The following is a 17,344-nucleotide window of genomic DNA, read 5'->3' on the forward strand; positions in this document are numbered from 1 at the left end:
GCTGCGCCATCACGGCGGGGTGGATCTCTGCCGCCAGCCGATGCCACCACACGTCCGACCCCATCCTCCCCAAACCGGGACCGTAGGGAAGATGGTGGATTCCCCCAGCCGGAATGGCGCAGCCATTCCCGCTACCCCTGCGGGCTGATCCCGGACGTAGCGAAGCTCGTGAGAGCTTCGGCGGGGTGGATGTCTGCGAACAATCCGACGGCGGTCCCCGATGGATTTCCCCCAGCCGGAAGGCCTACGGCTTCGCTCCCCGGAGGCGGATTCTCCGTAGCGTGATGGCTGCGCCATTACGGTGGGGCGGATCTCTGCCGCCAGCCGGTCCCACTACGCCACCGACCCCATCCTCCCCAAACCGGGACCGTAGGGATGATGGTGGATTTCCCCAGCCGGAATGGCGCAGCCATTCCGCTACCCCTGCGGGCGGATCCCGGACGTAGCGAAGCTTCGTGAGAGTTCCGGCGGGGTGCATGTCTGCTGAGAAACCGGCTCCGGCTTCCCCTTGGCCTTCCCCACAGCCGGATCTCTCACGAGATCCGTTACCCGTGCGGGTCCTCCGTAGCCGGAAGTCCCACGGTCTCCCCTAAGACAGGAAAAATGCGGAATAGATCGGCATTTCGGTAGATCCACGGCATCGCGTGAACCCTCGAAGCTTTTTTTTTCGTGCCATCCCCGGTCCTCATGCCAAATTCCGGCGTCCCCGCGATGCCCGAAGGCCCCACCGAAGAAACCCTGCTCCTTGTCGATCCCGATCACGACTTCCTTGATTGGGCCACCAAACACTTGACCGCCCAGAACCTGCGGATCCTCCGCTGTGACAATGCGGCGAACGCGTTGAAAGTGGTGGAGAAAACCGAGATCAGCGTGGTGGTTGCGGCCCTTTCCCTGCAACCGTTCGACGGCCTGGACCTCCTCGGCCGCATCATCCAGCACAGCCCGCAGACGCTGGTCATCCTGACCGCGGGATTCCCCACCACCAGCCAGATCATCGAGGCGACCCAGCATGGCGCGCACGATGTACTGAGAAAGGAGTCCCTGCCCTTCGAACTGCGGCAGGTGGTGGAGTCCGCGCTCCAGATCCATGAAGACCGCCGCTCCGTGACGCACCATGAGACGGAAGGTCCGACGGTGGACGGCCGGGTGAAGATCATCGGCGTTTCCCGCGCCCTGCAGGATGTTTTCAAGCTCGTCGGACGGGTCGCCCGCTCGGACGCACCGGTCCTCATCGCCGGGGAAAGCGGCACCGGCAAGGAACTGGTCGCCAAGTCCGTGCATGAGTACAGCCCGCGCCGCCAGAAGGAGATGATCACCATCAACTGCGGCGCCATCCCGGAGAACCTGCTGGAGAGCGAGCTGTTCGGCCATGAAAAGGGGTCGTTTACGGGAGCGATCGCCCGCCGCGCCGGCCGGTTCGAGCAGGCGGACGGCGGCACGCTGTTTCTCGATGAGATCGGCGACATGCCTCTTTCCATCCAGGTGAAGCTGCTGCGGGTGCTGCAGGACGGCTCGTTTTCGCGGGTGGGTGCGAATGAAACGATCACCACGGATGTGAGGATCGTGGCGGCGACACACAAGAACTTGGCGGCGGAAGTGGCCGCCGGAAGGTTCCGCGAAGACCTCTACTACCGGCTCAACGTGGTCGAGCTGCGGATCCCGCCGCTGCGGGAACGTCCGGAAGACATCCCCCTGCTGGCGGAGTTCTTCCTCCAGCGGATCACGAAAAAGAACGGCATGGCACGCATCCGGATCTCCCCGGAGGCGGTTTCCACGCTCCAGAACCATGTCTGGCCGGGGAATGTCCGGGAACTGGAGAACACGATGGCCCGGGCCTGCGCGCTGGCTTCATCGAACATCCTCCTTCCGGCGGACATCCCGCTTGCTTCCGCCCCCGGGCGCACCTTCGCCAAGCTGGGGGAGATGCTGGACCACCTCATCAACGCCGCTCCGGGCGGGGACAATGTCATCGAGTGGATCTCCCGTGAACTCGCGGGCCGCTCGATCGAGCGCTCCAACGGGGATCTGAAGCAGGCGTCGATCTCGCTGGGAATCGAACCTGCGGAGCTGAAGAAACTCCTGGCCGGAAGAGAGTGAGATTTCCCCTCCCGCAAGAGGCAAAGGCAAATCCCCCGCCCCCGGGATCCCGTGGGATGTTCCGTGCTGGCGTTCAACGCGGGCAGGCCTTACCTTGGTCCCGCCGCATGAAGCTGCCGCTGTTTCTCCTGCTGACCATCTCACCCCTGTCCGACGCCGCCGGACAGGAGGGGGATGAGTTCCGCTACGGGGAAAGTGCGCTGGCGGACGGCCTGTGGGACGTGGCCGCGCTGCATTTCGAGCGGCTCCTGGCGACCTCGGATCTGGAGCCGGAAGCGAAAATCCGGGTGGCCTACCGCCTGGCGGAAGCGTGGATCCGCAACGGCGAGCCCGCCAAGGCGATGGACCTCCTCAGCCAATCCTTCGTCGCCGGCGATCCCAGCGTCCATTTCTGGAAAGGGCAGGCACTGGCGGGACTGGGCCGGCTGAATGAAGCCGAGGAGGAACTCGCGAAGGCGACGATCCCGGGCCATGCTTTCACGGTGGAAGCCACGCTCACCCGTGCCGCGCTGATGCTTTCACTGAACCAGCCGGAGGAGGCGCTTGCCGGACTGCGGGAGCTGGCGGCCAGCGCGGATCCGGCGGTTTCGTTCGAAGCGAAGATCCGCCAGACAGGGATCCTGCTGGACCTCCGGCGCGTGGAGGAGGCCCGGCGGACCATGCCTCCGCTGGACGGCCTCCCGGCCAGAAAGGCCCAGGAGGCCAGCTATCTGGAAGCACGCCTGCTGCTGGCGGAGAACAAGCCCGCCGAGGCGGCCGAACGCTTTTTCACCCTCATGAACCAGCGCTCCGGCCAGAGCCTGGTCCATCATCACGCCGCGGTTCTGGGCTACGCGGACTCCCTCGCCGCACGGGACAAGAAGACGGAAGCTTCCGACGCCCTGCTCGCTTTCATCCAGGCGAACCCCGCCAGCCCACTGCTGCCGGAAGCGTTTTCCCGCCTGATCGCCTGGCTGCCGTCCGAACCACCGGTCACCCATCCGGTGCTGGTCCGTCTGGAGGAGTGGGCGACCCCCGCCGGGGCCGTCCCGACCACCGCCCGCTCCGGCCTCATCGAAGGACTCATCACTCCGGATCCTGTTGGTTCCGCCGGTCCGTGGCCCACGGCGGCGGAGGCTCCCCCCTTGCGGATCGAGGCGACGTTTGCCCTGGCGGAGGGCCTGCACCGCGTTTCCGGACCCGTCCAGAAGGCTCAGGCCGTCCGGCTGATGCGGTGGATCGGCCTGAACCATCCGCTCCATCCACTGGCGGCGAAAGCGTGGCTGCAGTCGGCGAAGTGGCTTCTTGAGGAAGGGAAAGGCGAGCGCGCCTTCGCCATCCTCGGCTATCTCCGCTCGGGTTCCCCCACCCCTCCGGAGGGCGCGGAGGCAGCCTTCATCCAGGCGGAGGAAGTCTACCAGCAGGGGGACTTCAAGGCCGCGGGCCGCCTGTTCGAAGAAGCCGCCTCCGAGATGGCGGAGAAGCAGGACGCGGACCGGGCGCGGCTCAATGCCTCCCTGTCCCGCTTCCGTGAGAGCGGCATCATGACCACCGCCTTCACCGCGCCGGACGGAAAGCCGGCGGAGAATCCGGCCCTGGAGGCGGACCTGGAACTGGAGCAGGCCCTCGCGGTGAAGCCCCCGGAGGAAGCGCAGGCCGCCATCGAGACCTTCATCCGGAAACATCCCCAACATCCGCGGGTGGCGGAGGCCCGGCTCGCCGCCGCGGAGGCCGCACTCATCGTCCGCAGGGATGAAACGTATGCGAAGGCCCAGCTTGATACCATCGCGGAGGATCCCGCCGCGCTCGCATCCATCCCGCAGGAGCGGTATGCCCTGGCCCGGCTGAAACTCACGGAGCTGTCCGGAGACACCGCCGGAACCATCAACGCGGCCAAGGCATTCATCGCCGCATTCCCCGGCCACCCGGCTGCGGCGGAAGCCGCCCTCACCCTGGGACGAACCCTCTACGACACCGGCAGCTACAATGACGCCCAGCTCATCCTCCAGCAACTGGCGAAGGACGACACCGACCCGGTGCGCACGCAGGCCGCACTGCTGCTGGCCGCCAGTTCCGCGGCTCGGGTGGGGACCCCGCAGTCACGGGAGGAAGCCCTCACCCTGTTCGACCGGGCGGGGGGCGTGAAGGGACCGCTCAACGCGCTGGTCATGATGAAAAAGGCGCAGCTCATGATCGAGCTGAACCGCCTGGATGAAGCCACCGCCTTTCTCCGCAAGTGGTACCAATCCCTGCCTGCGGAGGATTCCCTGCGCCTGCCCGCCGGGTTCCTCTTCGGGGATGCCGCCTATGCACAGGGGAACAAGAACCCGGCCGTCCTGGCGGAGTCCCTCGCCATCTACGATGACCTGCTGAAGCACCCGGAGACCAAGCCTGCGGACGTCCACCGCATCCAGTACCTCCGCGGCAAGACGCTGGAACAACTGCCGCGCACGGACGACCCCACGCAGAAGCGTGAAAGCGAGGCCCTCGCGGCCTACTACTCCGTGCTGAAAAACGCGGAAAACCCTCCCGCAGAGTGGCATTTCCTGGAGAGCAGCGGCTTCCGCGCCCTGGAGATCCTGGAACGCGCCGGGGAAAAGAAAGCCCGGCAGGCCCTGAGCATCGCGCGTGAAATAGCAGCGCTCAAAGGCCCCCGCTCCAAGGAAGCGGCGGACCGCGCCAGGGACATCCAGCTCAAGAACCAGATCTGGGAGGACTAACAGGGGCAGGAAAGAATTCCGATGTTCCGGTTGGACGTCCGGCATCCCGCGTTCATTATTCCGCCCGCATGCTCAACCTTCTCGTCACCGGAAAATCAGGCCGCATGGGCCAGGCGATCCTGCAAGCCGCCTCCGATGCCCATTCCCACAACCCGGACATCTCAGTCACCGCCACCCATGACGCGGGCGAGAACCTGGATGAGGCGATGGCCAAGGCCAACTGCGTGATCGATTTCACCGTCCATTCCTTCACGAAGGAGGTCGTCGCCGCGGCGCTGAAACACGGCACCAGTCTGGTCATCGGCACCACAGGCCATTCGGAGGAGGAGCGCGACATCATCCGGGAGGCGGCGAAGACCCTGCCCATCGTCTATGCGCCGAACTACTCCGTGGGTGTGAACACGCTTTTCTGGCTCACCCGGAAGGCGGCCCAGATCCTGACCCAGGACCGCTTCGACATCGAGGTGACGGAGATGCACCACAAGCACAAGATCGACTCCCCCTCCGGGACCGCGCGGCGGCTGCTGGAGATCCTCAACGAGGAGACGGGAACGTCCTACAACGACGACATCGCCCACGGCAGGTTCGGCAACATCGGCCCGCGCAAGCCGCGCGAGATCGGCATGCACACCCTGCGCGGCGGGGACGTCGTCGGGGACCACACCGTCCTCTTCGCGGCGGACGGGGAGCGGGTGGAACTCACCCACAAGGCCTCCTCCCGCCTGACCTTCGCCGCCGGAGCGGTGAGGGCGGCCATCTGGCTCCAGGGCCAGCCCGCCGGCCTGTATGACATGCAGGACGTGCTCGGACTCCAATAACACCCTTCCCCTTCCCACCCATGCGCCCGCTGTACCTTTCCCTTCCCTTCGTGTTCCTGGCCGCGTGCAAGCCGCCGCAGCCCGCGCAGATCGAGAAAAAGGAAGAAACCCCGGAGATCTCCGTTTCAGCGGGGGATACCCGGCCTGCGCCTGTTGATTTCAAATCCTCCGTGGTCCGGGTGAACTCCACGCAGCAGTCGTGGAATCCCAGCCAGCCATGGGAGAAGAATGATCCGTCCCAGCGCCGGGCGCTCGCCGCCATCGTGGCGGAAGGCCAGGTGCTGACCACCGCGGAGATGGTGGCGGATGCGACCTACCTGGAACTGGAGTCCACGGATGGCACCCGCTTCGCCCAGGCGAAGGTCATCGCCGTGGACTATGAGGTGAACCTCGCGCTGCTGGGAGCGGCTTCGGAAGAGGAAGGGAAGGCGCTTTTCGAAGGCACCACCCCTCTCGCCCTCGCGGAACCACCCACCATCGGGCAGGCACTGGAGATCTTCCAGGTGGAGGACAACGGATCACCGCTGCTCACCGCGGGCCTGCTCCAGAGCATCGACGTCACCTCCCACTTCCTGCCGAACCAGGCCTTCCTCACCTACATGGTGAAGGCCTCCATGCAAAGTGCCGCCAGCAGCTACTCCCTGCCGGTGCTCCAGAACGGGAAGCTGGTGGGCATCCTCATCAGCTATGATGCGGAGGACCAGATCTCCGACGTGGCCTCATCCGACATCGTCGGGCGTTTCCTCAAACAGGCGCAGGCCGGCGACTACAAGGGCTTCCCCAGCCTGGGGGTCTCCATCACCCGCACGGAGGACGCCTCGCTCCGCGCCTGGCTGAAGATCCCGGACACCGAAGGCGGCATCTACGTCAGCAGCGTCCGCAAGAAGGGAGCCGCCCAGACCGCCGGGATCCAGAAAGGTGACGTGATCCTCGCCGTGGACGGCAGGAAGATCGACCGCCGCGGCTACTATGACCACCCGACCTACGGCAACCTGTCATGGGGACACCTGGTGCGTGGTGAGAAGTCCATCGGCGACACCATGACCCTCTCCATCCTCCGCAAGGGCGAGCCGATGGAGATCAAGGCCACCCTCGCCCGCGAGGAGGAGGAGTCGAAGCTGGTGCCCGGCTACGCCTTCGGCAAGGCGCCGAACTTCCTCGTGAAGGGTGGCTTCGTGTTCCAGGAACTTTCCCGCCCGCTGCTCGAAGCTTTCGGCGAGGAGTGGACATCCCGCGCCCCGCTCAACCTGCTGGACGCCTACGAGAACCCGGAGAAATTCGAGGAAAAGGCGGACCGTGTCATCTTCCTCAGCGGCTCCATCCCCACCCCCGCCACCATCGGCTACGAGCGCCTGCGCAACCTCATCGTCAAGAAGGTGAACGGCAAGGAGATCCGCGACATGAAGGGCCTCATCGAAGCCTTCGACTCGAAGCCCGGCGAGCTCCACTCCATCGAGTTCATGGAGGAGGACTTCACCGTCTATCTGGACGACTCCATCTCCACGGCGGTGGACAGCCAGTTGCTCAAGCGCGGCATCTCGAGGCTTTCGCGGGCGGAGTGACCGGAACCGTGGCCGTGGCGTCCCGCCACAGGCTGTGGCTGCGGCGGGACGCCGCAGCTACGGTTCCAGTTGCTACGGCACCTGCAGTACCGCTCCCGTGCTGGCGCTGCCGACCATGGCGGCGTAGCGGGCCAGATACCCTGACCGGGCCTTCGGAGGCGGCGGGGTCCAGTGTTTCCGGCGGTCTTCCAGGGTCGCCTCATCCACCAGCAGGGTGATGGAGCGTGCGGGGATGTCGATTTCGATGCGGTCCCCCTGCTCCACCAGAGCGATGGGCCCGCCCGCCGCCGCTTCCGGGGAAACGTGGCCGATGGCGCCGCCGCGGGTCGCCCCGGAAAAGCGGCCGTCCGTGATGAGCGCCACGCTGTCGCCCAGGCCGCGCCCGGCGATGGCCGCGGTGGGGGCCAGCATTTCCCGCATGCCCGGTCCTCCACGTGGACCTTCATAGCGGATGACCACCACATCCCCCGCCTTCACGGTCCCCAGCAGGATGCCGCGCTGGGCGTCCTCCTCCGAATCGAAAACCACCGCCGTGCCGGTGAAGCGGTGCATGGCGGGGCTCACCCCCGCCGCCTTCACCACGCAGCCTTCCGGCGCCAGATTCCCGAACAACACGGCCAGCCCGCCTTTCTCCGAGTAGGCGTTGTCCAGCGGACGGATCACCTCCGCGTCCTTCACCTCCGCCACGCTGATCCTTTCCCCCAGCGTGAGGCCGCTCACCGTCATGGCGTCCTCATGGAGGATGCCCGGCTTTCCGGTGAGGGTCTTCAGGATCGCGGAAATGCCGCCCGCGCGGTCGATGTCCTCCATGTAGTGCTTTCCGGAAGGAGCCACCTTGCAGAGATGCGGCACGCGGGCGGAGATCGCGTTGAAATCCGCCATCGTCAGGTCCACGCCCGCTTCCTTCGCCACGGCGATGGTGTGGAGGATGGTGTTCGATGATCCGCCCATCGCCATGTCCAGCGCGAGGGCGTTTTCAAAGGCCTCCCGGGTGAGGATGGAGGACGGCTTCACCTGGTCCCGCACCAGACGGATGATCGCCTTGCCCGCCTTGCGGAAAAGTTCGTCGCGGGCGGGATCCGTGGCGAGGATCGAGCCGTTGCCCGGCAGCGCGAGGCCGAGCGCCTCGCACAGGCAGTTCATCGAGTTCGCGGTGAACATGCCGGAGCAGGAGCCGCAGGTGGGGCAGGCGTTTTTCTCGATCTCCTCCAGTTGGCGGTCATTGATGCTCCCGGAGGACAACCTGCCCACCGCCTCGAACACGGAGGCGAGGTCGAGCGACTCGCCCGTGGAGGGGTTGCGCCCGGATTTCATGGGACCGCCGGAAACGAAGATGGCAGGGATGTCCACGCGGGCCGCCCCCATCATCATACCGGGCACGATCTTGTCACAGTTCGGGATGCACACCACGCCGTCAAAGCAGTGGGCGCGCAGCATCGTCTCGATGCTGTCCGCGATGATCTCGCGCGATGCGAGGGAGTAGCGCATGCCGCCATGGCCCATGGCGATGCCGTCATCCACGCCGATGCAGTTGAACTCGAACGGCACGCCGCCCGCCTCCCGCACGGCTTCGCGGACTTTCCGCCCCACCACGTCCAGGTGGGCGTGCCCCGGGATGATCTGCACGAACGAGTTCGCGATGGCGATGAAGGGCTTCCCCCAGTCCTCCTCGGACCGGATCATGCCCGTCGCACGGAGGAGGCTGCGGTGCGGTGCGCGGATGGCACCCTGTTTGATGGTGTCGCTGATGGCCATGCGCCCATCATCCTTTTTTCCAGACATGATAAAAATACCACCTTCGTCGCGTTGATATACCATATCGGTATGGATTACTCCCTGAGGGAACTGGAATGCTTCATCGCGGTGGCGGAGGAACGGTCGTTCACACGGGCGGCCCGCCGGCTGCATCTGGCGCAGCCACCGCTCTCCCGCCACGTGAAGGCGCTGGAGGAAAAGATCGGCGCGGTGCTGTTCATCCGCGAGCCGCGGGGAGTCTCGCTCACGGAAGCGGCGAACGTTTTTTACGAGGAGACCCGTAACATCCCCCGCCGCCTGCTGCGCGCCGGGGAGGCCGCGCGGCGCTGCGCCTCCGGGGAGATCTCCAGGCTCCGGCTGGGGTTCGTGAGCGCGGTGATGAGCGATGACCTCGCGGGAGTGTTCCGTTCGTTCCGCGCGGAGCATCCGCAGGTCCACATCACCCTGCACGACCTGCCGCCGCAGGACCAGTTGGACGCCATCACCGACGGGCGGCTGGACGGCGGCTTCGTGGGGATCGAGCCGGACGACCCGCCCGCGGGCATCCGCTTCATCCCCTGGCGGTCGGAACCGCTGGTCTGCCTGCTGCCCTCCGGTCATCCGCTGGCGGGGAACAAGACGGTGGCCCTTCCCGCGCTCGCGGAGGAATCTTTCGTCGCCATCTCCCGCAGTTCCGCCCCCGCCTTTGCGGACAAGGTGCGCGACCTGTGCGCCGCCGCAGGCTTCAGGCCGCGCATCATCCTGGAGTCACCGCGGGCGCAGGCCGTCGCCCTGATGGTCTCCGCCGGGTCCGGGATCGCCCTGCTGCCGGACACGCCCGCCGCGCTGGTGAAGCCGTCCGCCAAGGCCGTTCCGCTCCGCCCCGGCGTGAAGATCCGCCACGTTTTCGCCTGCCGGGAACGCCGCAGGGACGGGGCGATCACCGACTTCATCCGCCTGCTCCACTGAAAGAGAAGGCCTTCCCGCCACGTTTCCCTGAACGCTTTTCCCATGCCATTCCATCTTCCAGGCAAATCCCTGATGTTCATCCCCGCGGTGGTCGCCCCCGCCTGGATCCTGTCCTCCTGCTCGACGGACAACTACGTCCGCAGCGCCGACGCGGAGGTACGCGGCATCATCGAGCACAACCAGAACCTGGTGCTGGACACCCCGGCCGCGCCGGTCGTGATCGACACGCCCTACTCGGAACTGAACCCGGACTACATCCAGCCGGAGATCATCGTCCGCGAGCGCCAGAAGGGCGAGCCCATGAGGATCACCCTGACGGAAGCCATCGACCTGTCCGTCCGCAGCCGCCGGGAATACCAGAACCAGCGGGAGAACCTGTATCTGGCCGCGCTCGATCTGACCCGTGCCCGGCACGACTACACGCCGCGGCTCACCTCTCTGGGCAGCAGGGCCACCCTGGAGTCCGCCCGTCTGAGGAATGCGAACGGAAACTACGACGAAACCTCCCGGGACCTCGCCATCGGCACCGGCGCCAGCTTCGACCAGGTGTTCATCACCGGCGGCGCGCTGGCGGTGGATCTGGCCCAGGACATCTTCAAATTCTACCTCGGCGGGAGCGGCAACAACGGCTCCACCCGCTTCCTTTCCGCCCGGTTGACCCAGCCGTTGCTGCGCGGCAGGGGCGCCATCGCCACGGAGAACCTCACCCAGCGCGAGCGGAACGTCGCCTACGCCGTGCGCACCTACTCCCGGTTCCAGCAGCGCAACGTCATCGACATCACCAGCGCCTACTTCCGGATCCTCCAGGAAAAGGACCGCGTGCGGAACGAATACTCCAGCTACCAGAACCTGGTCATCTTCGCGGACCGTGCCCGCGCGCTCGCGGAGGACCGCCTTCCCCGGTTCCAGCTCGACCAGGCGAAACAGAGCGAACTGCGCGCCCGCGCCCGCTACATCAGCGCGACCAATTCCTACCGGAATCTGGTCGACAACTTCAAGCTCACGCTCGGCCTGCCGCTGGGCGGGGAGCTGCTGCTGGACGACACCGCCCTCAGATCCCTCGCGGAGGCAGGACTCCCCCACATCCCGTTCGATTCGGACCCCGCCTTCCATGTCGCGGTCAACCACCGGCTCGACCTGTTCAACGAGATCGACCGCTTCGAGGATGCGAAGCGGAAGATCACGGTGGCTGCGGACGCCTTCAAACCCGGCGTCGATCTTTTCGCCGGCATCGACGTGGACACCAACAACGGCTCCCGCAGCTACTCGAACTTCGACGCGGACGCCTACTACAGCCGCATCGGCCTGGACATCGACCTGCCCATCGACAACCTCGCCGCGCGGAATGAATTCCGCCGGACCAAGATCGATTTCGAGCGGCAGCTCCGCCAGCTTTCCCAGTCCCTCGACTCCATCCACGGGGATCTGCGGAGCGGCCTGAGGGGCCTGGACCTTTCCCGCCAGACCTACGGCATCCAGCAGAACGCGTTGAAGCTGGCGAACCAGCGGGTGGATGGCGCGAACATGCTGCTGGACGCGGGCCGGGCCTCCACCCGGGACCTGCTGGATGCGCAGAACGACCAGCTCACCGCCCAGAACGCCGTGACCTCCGCCCTGGTGGACTACCACCTCACCCGTCTCAACCTCCTCTACAACATGGGGATCTTCGATCCCGCCCTACCGCAATTTTGGGTGAAAAATCCTCCATTTCCCCAAATTAAAAGTAAGGAACCCCAATTCACCCCCGTAGACACCGCCGGATCCGAGAGGCTCATCACGCCCGAGGAACTCTTTCTGGAAACGCGACCCCGTTCCTGATGAAATTCCCTACCACCATCCTCCACACCCTCAAACGGCCGAAGTTTTTCATTCCGGTCGCGGTGCTGGCGGTCGGGACGGGCATCTGGTCGGTGGTTCCGGGGAAGCAAACGCATGAGACCGCCGCGGCTTCCTTCTACAAAGTGGCCCGCGGTCCTTTCACCATCTCCCTGCCCACCGGTGGGGCGCTGGAAGCGGTGGACCGGGTGACTGTCCGGAACCTGGTGCCCGGCCGCACCGAAATCATTTCCCTGATCAAGGAAGGCACCGTCGTCAAAAAGGGCGACCTGCTGATCGAACTGGATTCCAACGGAATCGAGGACCAGCTCTCACTGGCGGAGATCGCCTACCAACAGGCGGTTTTCGCCTATTCCGAACAGGAAGAACGGGTGGAGGTCCTGAAAAGCGACAATTCCCTGAAACTCCGTGACGCGGAGCTGGCGGTGAAGCTGGCCACCCAGGACCGCGCGAAATACGTCGATGGCGACTGGCCCCAGCTCAGCAAGAAGGCGGAGACGACCATTTCCCTGGCCACGGAGGAACTCCGCCGGGCGCAGGACCGCCTGGCCGGCACGAAGAAGCTGGAGGCCAAGGGCTATGTGAACCCCACCGAACTGGTGACCGACACCCTGGCCGCCAAGCGCCGGGAGATCGAACTGGCCACCGCGGTGGAGGACCGGCGCCTGCTGCTGGAGTTCGACTACCCTCGCTCGATCCAGCAACTGGACCTGGCGCTGGAGAACGCGAACATCAAGCTGGAGCGGACCCGCAAGCAGAACCAGCTCCAGGTGGAGAAGGCGGAACTGCAGCTCACCTCCTCCAAGGAAACGCTCGACCTGCGCAAGGTGAAGCTGGAGGAACTCCGCTCCTCCAAGGAATACACCATGATCCGTGCGCCGAAGTCCGGTCTGGTGGTGTATGAGAAGAGCGAGGATTTCCGCAGTGAAGCCATCGGCGAAGGCATCCTCGTCCGCGAGCGCCAGCCGCTCATCTCCCTTCCGGACGTCTCCCGGATGAAGGTGATGATCAACGTTTACGAAAACCAGGTGAGCCTGGTGAAGGCCGGCATGCGCGCCTTCATCAATCTGGACGCCCTTCCGGACCAGCGCTTCCTGGGTGAGGTCACGTCCGTGGCCTCCATGCCGGAACCTTCGCGGGACGGCAACCCGAACTACCGCGTGTACAAGGCCGAGGTGCTGGTGAAGGACCAGCTCCCCGACATCAAGCCGGGGATCACCGCCCGGGTGGATGTCCTCATCGCCGAGCTGCAGGATGTCATCAAGGTGCCCCTGCAAGCCGTCGTGGGTGTGGGTGACCGCCAGATCTGCTTCCTCCAGAAGAATGGCAAACTGAATCCGGTTCCGGTCGAAATCGGCCTCTTCGACAACGACTTCGTGCAGATCACCAAGGGTCTCGAGACGGGTGACCTGGTGTCACTGGCCCCCCCGCGCACCACCGAGCTTCCTGAGAAGAAGGAGGATGAAGCAAAGCCGGAGGAAGAAGCCCCCGCCTCCCCGAAGAACCAGAAGAACCTTCCCCCGGGTCCCGTCCAGAAGAACACCCTGGCGGAAGCGGGCACCGCGGTGAAGCCCGGTTGATCCCCCTGCGGTCACCGTGATTCCTTTCCCATGCCGGATCCCGTCATTTCCATCCGTGGACTCCAGAAGGTCTATCACCTCGGTGAGGAGGCCGATGTGTATGCCCTCGCCGGAGTGGATCTGGATGTGATGCCGGGCGAGCATGTCGCCATCATGGGTTCCTCCGGCTCCGGAAAGTCCACCATGCTGAACCTGCTGGGCTGTCTGGACCGCCCCAGCGCCGGATCCTACTTCCTGGGCGGGGATGACGTCGCACTGCTGGATGACGACGCACTGTCCCACGTGCGCGGCCAGCGCCTGGGATTCATCTTCCAGTCCTACAACCTGATTCCGCAGCTCACGGTTCTCGAGAACATCGAGGTTCCCCTTTTCTATCAGAACCGGGACACCCCGGAGGCACTGGCACGCTGCAAGGAACTCGCGAAACTGGTGGGGCTGGACGGCCGCCTGAACCACCGCCCGAAGCAACTCTCCGGCGGCCAGCAGCAGCGGGTGGCCATCGCCCGCGCGCTGGTCAACGACCCGCTGCTGATCCTCGCCGACGAGCCGACCGGCAACCTGGATTCCTCCACCGAAGAAGATGTGCTGGCCCTGATCGACCAGCTCAACGACGAAGGCCGCACCATCGTCATGGTCACCCACGACGAACACGTGGCGCTGCGTGCGGACCGCATCATCCACATGCGGGACGGGAAAATCCACCGGCAGGAGATCGTCACCCAGGAGATGCGGGAAGCGGCGCAGGCCACCGCAAAGTGAAATCCCCATCCCTTTCCCGCGACAGATCCAGCCATGCGCCGCACGTAGGAATCCCTGCTTTCCGACAAATCCCCATCTGACACTTGCTCCTCCGTTTCCATCGCGTCTTCTCCCTCGGGGTAAAGAACCTCTTCCTCCACAAGGTCCGCTCGATCCTGACGATGCTGGGCATCGTTTTCGGCGTCGGGTCGGTCATCGCGATGCTGGCCGTGGGAGAAGGGGCCTCGCAGAAGGCCAGCCGCTCGATCGCCAAGCTGGGCAGCAGCAACATCATCCTGGAAAGCCTGGAACCCCCGGCTGATCCGGCGACCCAGAAGGCCTTGCTGTCCATTCCGAAGTGGCGGCAGAAGTACGGCCTCAACGAATCCGACCGCAACCGCATCCTGCGGACCGTCCCCCATGTCGATTTCGTCCACCCGGAAGCGCAGAAGAGCGAGGAAGTGACCAGCCCCAGCTCCCAACGGCGGGCGATCCTCCTGGCATCCACGGATGATCTGCCATCCGTCAGGAACCTGCAGCGGGTGGACGGCAGGTTCTTCACCTCGGTGGAAACCGCCCGGGCAGTGCCGGTCTGCGTGCTCTCCCCCGCCCTGAGGAGGAAGCTTTTCCCATTCGGGGAAGTGACCGGAAAGACCGTCCGGATCCAGGGCGACTACTACACGATCCTCGGCACCTACAGTCCGGGCGCCGAAGACGAAGAGGAGGAAGACAAGGCCTCCGGGGCGAACGCGGGGAAAGAAGACGTCCTCTACCTCCCCATCACAACGGCCCGCAAACGGATCTCTTCCTTCGGCTACAGCCGCACGGAGTATGACACGCTCATCGTCCGTGCCCGGAGTACGGAACGCGTGGGCGAAGTCGGCGCCGGCATCGAATCCCTGATGGAATCCTCCCACCGCCAGAAGGACTACATGATCAAGATCCCCCTCGAGCTGCTCGCGCAGGCCCGGGAATCCCAGAAGCTGTTCAACATCATCCTCGGTTCGATCGCGGCGATCAGCCTCCTGGTCGGCGGCATCGGCATCATGAACATCATGCTGGCCACGGTGACGGAGCGGACGCGGGAGATCGGCATCCGGCGCGCGCTGGGGGCGAAGCGGAAGGACATCATCTCCCAGTTCCTGGTGGAGACCGTGGTGATCTCCCTCACCGGAGGCATCGTCGGCATCGTCATCGGCGTGGCGATTCCCAGCATCATCTCGTCCGTCACGAATCTGCCGACGGTCATCACGCCGCTTTCGGTGATCCTTTCCGTCTGCATCTCCGTGCTCACCGGGGTGATTTTCGGGATCTATCCTGCGCGCCGGGCCGCCAGCCTCGACCCCATCGACGCACTGAGGCAGTGACCGCGATGATCCTCAGCCCCCCGGGGCGGGTGGATACTTCCGCGACAATCCCCAAGGCGGGGCTGACAGTCCTTGACCTCTGGACTACAGTTGGGAAAACAGCCGTGCTGGCCCGAAAAAACCGATGAGTGATGAGCCACCCGCCCCCGCCCCCTCCGTGCCACCACGGGGAGCGAAAGGGCGTGGCAACGAATCAAATGGACCGCAGCCGGACTCGCTGGCCGCGTTCGAAGGCGCACTGGGCTGGACCATCGTCCGCTGGATCGCCCTGCGGCTCACGGAGGACCTTGCGGAGATCCATGCGAAGGGAGGCTTCCATGGCAACCTTTCCAGCGGCACCATCCGCTTCAACGGGCCGTGGACGGACCTCGACATCCAGCTCCCCAAGCCAGGCAAAAAAGGCTCCCCCGCGAAGGACCTCACCGATCTGCACGCCATCCTCCTTTCCCTCCTGAAGCCGGAGGACAGACAGGATGCGGAGGCCATGGCCGCGCTGGCCGCACTGACGGGGGATGGCGCCACCGCCGCGGCCGCCTGCGACCGGATCGCCACCGGCTTCCTCGGCTCTCTGCCTGCGGAAGCTCCCACCGCGGAGAAGGCCACCCCACCAGGCCGCCCCGCACCAGCCGCCCGGTCCGGACCACCCTCCACCGGAGGATCTTCACCACTGCCGAAGATCGCCGCCGCGGCCGCGGTGGCGCTCCTTCTGGCCGGTGGAGGCGGCTATTTCGCCTACACCAAGCTCTCCTCCCCTCCCCGGCCAACGGGAGGTTCCGCCGCCCAAGGCACCGCGCCTGACTCCGGAAAGAATGACGCCGCCGCCAGCGAACAGGCGGAGAAAGAACGCCTGGCCCGTGAGAAAGCCGCCGCCGAGCAGGCGGAAAAGGACCGCCTCGCCAGCGCGGAAGCGGCAGCCAGGGAGAAGGCGGCAGCCGCGATGGCGGCGAAAGAGCGGCAGGCGAAGGAGCTTGCCGAAAAGGAACGGCTGGCCGTGGAGAAGGCCGCCCTGGACAAGGCCGCCGCGGAGCGCGACCGCATGCAGGCGATGAAGGAGGCCGAAGAGGAAAAGGCCGCGAAGGAGAAGGCGGCCCGTGAGGCCGAAGCCGCGGTCGCTTCCGCCGCGAAGATCATCGAAGACGATGCCGCCCCCGCTTCAGCAAAGGAGCGCGCATTCAAGGAAATGCTCAAGGCTGCGGAAGCCGGACATCCACGGGCCATCGAGATCGTCGGCGCCGCCTACTGGCAGGGCGACGGCACCACGAAAAACCAGGCGTTCGCCTACCGTTGGTTCGAGGCCGGAGCGAAGCTGGGAATCCCGCGCTCGATGCTGGGGTTGGGGAACTGCTATGACTTCGGGATCGTCGTCACCGAGGACAAGAAAGCCGCAGCCGGGTGGTGGACGAAGGCCGCGGAGGCGGGCGAGCCGCTGGCGATGAGCCGGCTGGGCGAATACTACAACTCCGACCCCCAGGCGAAGGACATCCAGCTCGCCATGTCATGGTGGACGAAGGCCGCGGATCTGGGCGTGCCGGAGGCGATGACCAACCTGGGCATCCACTACTCTGCGGGAACCGCCGGGGAACGCGACAACGCGAAGGCGATCTCCCTCTGGCAGAAGGCCGCCGATCTCGGGCAGCCGAGGGCGATGGCCGAGCTGGGCTACCAATATTTCAACGGAGAAGTGCCCGGGAAGACCGAAGCGGATGCGTTCCGCCTTTTCCAGAAGGCCGTCGAGGCGAAGGACCCCCGCGCCATGACCGGCCTGGGCGTCTGCTATGCCTTCGGCAAAGGAACCGGAAAGAACATGGACCTGGCCGTGAAATGGCTCCGCGAGGCATCCGCCCTGGGAGAACCCGCCGCCGGGCAATACCTGAAACAGCTCGAAAACCAGGGACGCTGACACATGGCGTTGCAGCGGACCTCCGCTGGATGGTAAGACGGGCG

Annotated in this window: 11 protein-coding genes; 10 read left to right on the forward strand and 1 reads right to left on the reverse strand. The window is 65.4% G+C overall.

Annotated features, from left to right (window positions below; genetic code table 11):
- Window positions 1-687 precede the first annotated feature (687 nt).
- The 4 genes from OVA24_RS21355 to OVA24_RS15620 all read left to right on the forward strand — a co-directional run bounded on the left by OVA24_RS21355 (window position 688) and on the right by OVA24_RS15620 (window position 7,176).
- Window positions 688-2,097 carry a sigma-54-dependent transcriptional regulator gene (locus tag OVA24_RS21355; RefSeq protein ID WP_324287864.1) on the forward strand — a complete coding sequence of 470 codons (1,410 nt, stop codon included), beginning with the start codon at window positions 688-690 and terminating at the stop codon, window positions 2,095-2,097.
- A 107-nt stretch (window positions 2,098-2,204) separates the two neighbouring features.
- Entirely contained in the window at window positions 2,205-4,796 is a 2,592-nt protein-coding gene (locus OVA24_RS15610) for a tetratricopeptide repeat protein (protein WP_267670865.1), read from the forward strand.
- A 68-nt stretch (window positions 4,797-4,864) separates the two neighbouring features.
- Window positions 4,865-5,614, forward strand: coding sequence for a 4-hydroxy-tetrahydrodipicolinate reductase (gene dapB, locus OVA24_RS15615; RefSeq protein ID WP_267670866.1), 750 nt, complete (start codon window positions 4,865-4,867; stop codon window positions 5,612-5,614).
- A gap of 20 nt (window positions 5,615-5,634) precedes the next feature.
- Window positions 5,635-7,176 carry a S1C family serine protease gene (locus OVA24_RS15620; protein WP_267670867.1) on the forward strand — a complete coding sequence of 514 codons (1,542 nt, stop codon included), beginning with the start codon at window positions 5,635-5,637 and terminating at the stop codon, window positions 7,174-7,176.
- 72 nt (window positions 7,177-7,248) lie between these two features.
- Here the strand turns inward: OVA24_RS15620 and ilvD are convergent, their stop codons facing one another.
- Window positions 7,249-8,958, reverse strand: a complete 1,710-nt coding sequence (gene ilvD, locus OVA24_RS15625) for a dihydroxy-acid dehydratase (RefSeq protein WP_324287865.1) — start codon at window positions 8,956-8,958, stop codon at window positions 7,249-7,251.
- A 42-nt stretch (window positions 8,959-9,000) separates the two neighbouring features.
- Between ilvD and OVA24_RS15630 the strand changes: the two genes are divergently transcribed.
- From OVA24_RS15630 to OVA24_RS15655, 6 genes are all read left to right on the forward strand, one after another.
- Window positions 9,001-9,879 carry a LysR substrate-binding domain-containing protein gene (locus tag OVA24_RS15630; protein ID WP_267670868.1) on the forward strand — a complete coding sequence of 293 codons (879 nt, stop codon included), beginning with the start codon at window positions 9,001-9,003 and terminating at the stop codon, window positions 9,877-9,879.
- 42 nt (window positions 9,880-9,921) lie between these two features.
- Window positions 9,922-11,697: a TolC family protein gene (locus tag OVA24_RS15635; protein WP_267670869.1), complete on the forward strand. Its 1,776-nt coding sequence runs from the start codon at window positions 9,922-9,924 to the stop codon at window positions 11,695-11,697.
- Entirely contained in the window at window positions 11,697-13,295 is a 1,599-nt protein-coding gene (locus OVA24_RS15640; protein WP_267670870.1) for an efflux RND transporter periplasmic adaptor subunit, read from the forward strand. Before OVA24_RS15635 ends, OVA24_RS15640 begins: the two co-directional genes overlap by 1 nt.
- Window positions 13,296-13,325: 30 nt before the next feature.
- Entirely contained in the window at window positions 13,326-14,054 is a 729-nt protein-coding gene (locus OVA24_RS15645) for an ABC transporter ATP-binding protein (protein WP_267670871.1), read from the forward strand.
- Between the two features lie 83 nt (window positions 14,055-14,137).
- Window positions 14,138-15,400 carry an ABC transporter permease gene (locus OVA24_RS15650; RefSeq protein ID WP_267670872.1) on the forward strand — a complete coding sequence of 421 codons (1,263 nt, stop codon included), beginning with the start codon at window positions 14,138-14,140 and terminating at the stop codon, window positions 15,398-15,400.
- A 124-nt stretch (window positions 15,401-15,524) separates the two neighbouring features.
- Window positions 15,525-17,300, forward strand: coding sequence for a tetratricopeptide repeat protein (locus OVA24_RS15655; protein WP_267670873.1), 1,776 nt, complete (start codon window positions 15,525-15,527; stop codon window positions 17,298-17,300).
- Window positions 17,301-17,344: the final 44 nt, after the last annotated feature.

The organism is Luteolibacter sp. SL250 (assembly GCF_026625605.1).
In the GTDB taxonomy this organism is placed as follows: Bacteria; Verrucomicrobiota; Verrucomicrobiia; order Verrucomicrobiales; family Akkermansiaceae; genus Luteolibacter.

Excerpts from the sequence above, each read along its gene's own strand:
- OVA24_RS21355 (WP_324287864.1), top strand. The coding sequence starts at position 688 with ATGCCAAATTCCGGCGTCCCCGCGATGCCCGAAGGCCCCACCGAAGAA.
- OVA24_RS15610 (WP_267670865.1), top strand. The coding sequence starts at position 2,205 with ATGAAGCTGCCGCTGTTTCTCCTGCTGACCATCTCACCCCTGTCCGAC.
- dapB (WP_267670866.1), top strand. The coding sequence starts at position 4,865 with ATGCTCAACCTTCTCGTCACCGGAAAATCAGGCCGCATGGGCCAGGCG.
- OVA24_RS15620 (WP_267670867.1), top strand. The coding sequence starts at position 5,635 with ATGCGCCCGCTGTACCTTTCCCTTCCCTTCGTGTTCCTGGCCGCGTGC.
- ilvD (WP_324287865.1), bottom strand. The coding sequence starts at position 8,958 with ATGTCTGGAAAAAAGGATGATGGGCGCATGGCCATCAGCGACACCATC.
- OVA24_RS15630 (WP_267670868.1), top strand. The coding sequence starts at position 9,001 with ATGGATTACTCCCTGAGGGAACTGGAATGCTTCATCGCGGTGGCGGAG.
- OVA24_RS15635 (WP_267670869.1), top strand. The coding sequence starts at position 9,922 with ATGCCATTCCATCTTCCAGGCAAATCCCTGATGTTCATCCCCGCGGTG.
- OVA24_RS15640 (WP_267670870.1), top strand. The coding sequence starts at position 11,697 with ATGAAATTCCCTACCACCATCCTCCACACCCTCAAACGGCCGAAGTTT.
- OVA24_RS15645 (WP_267670871.1), top strand. The coding sequence starts at position 13,326 with ATGCCGGATCCCGTCATTTCCATCCGTGGACTCCAGAAGGTCTATCAC.
- OVA24_RS15655 (WP_267670873.1), top strand. The coding sequence starts at position 15,525 with ATGAGTGATGAGCCACCCGCCCCCGCCCCCTCCGTGCCACCACGGGGA.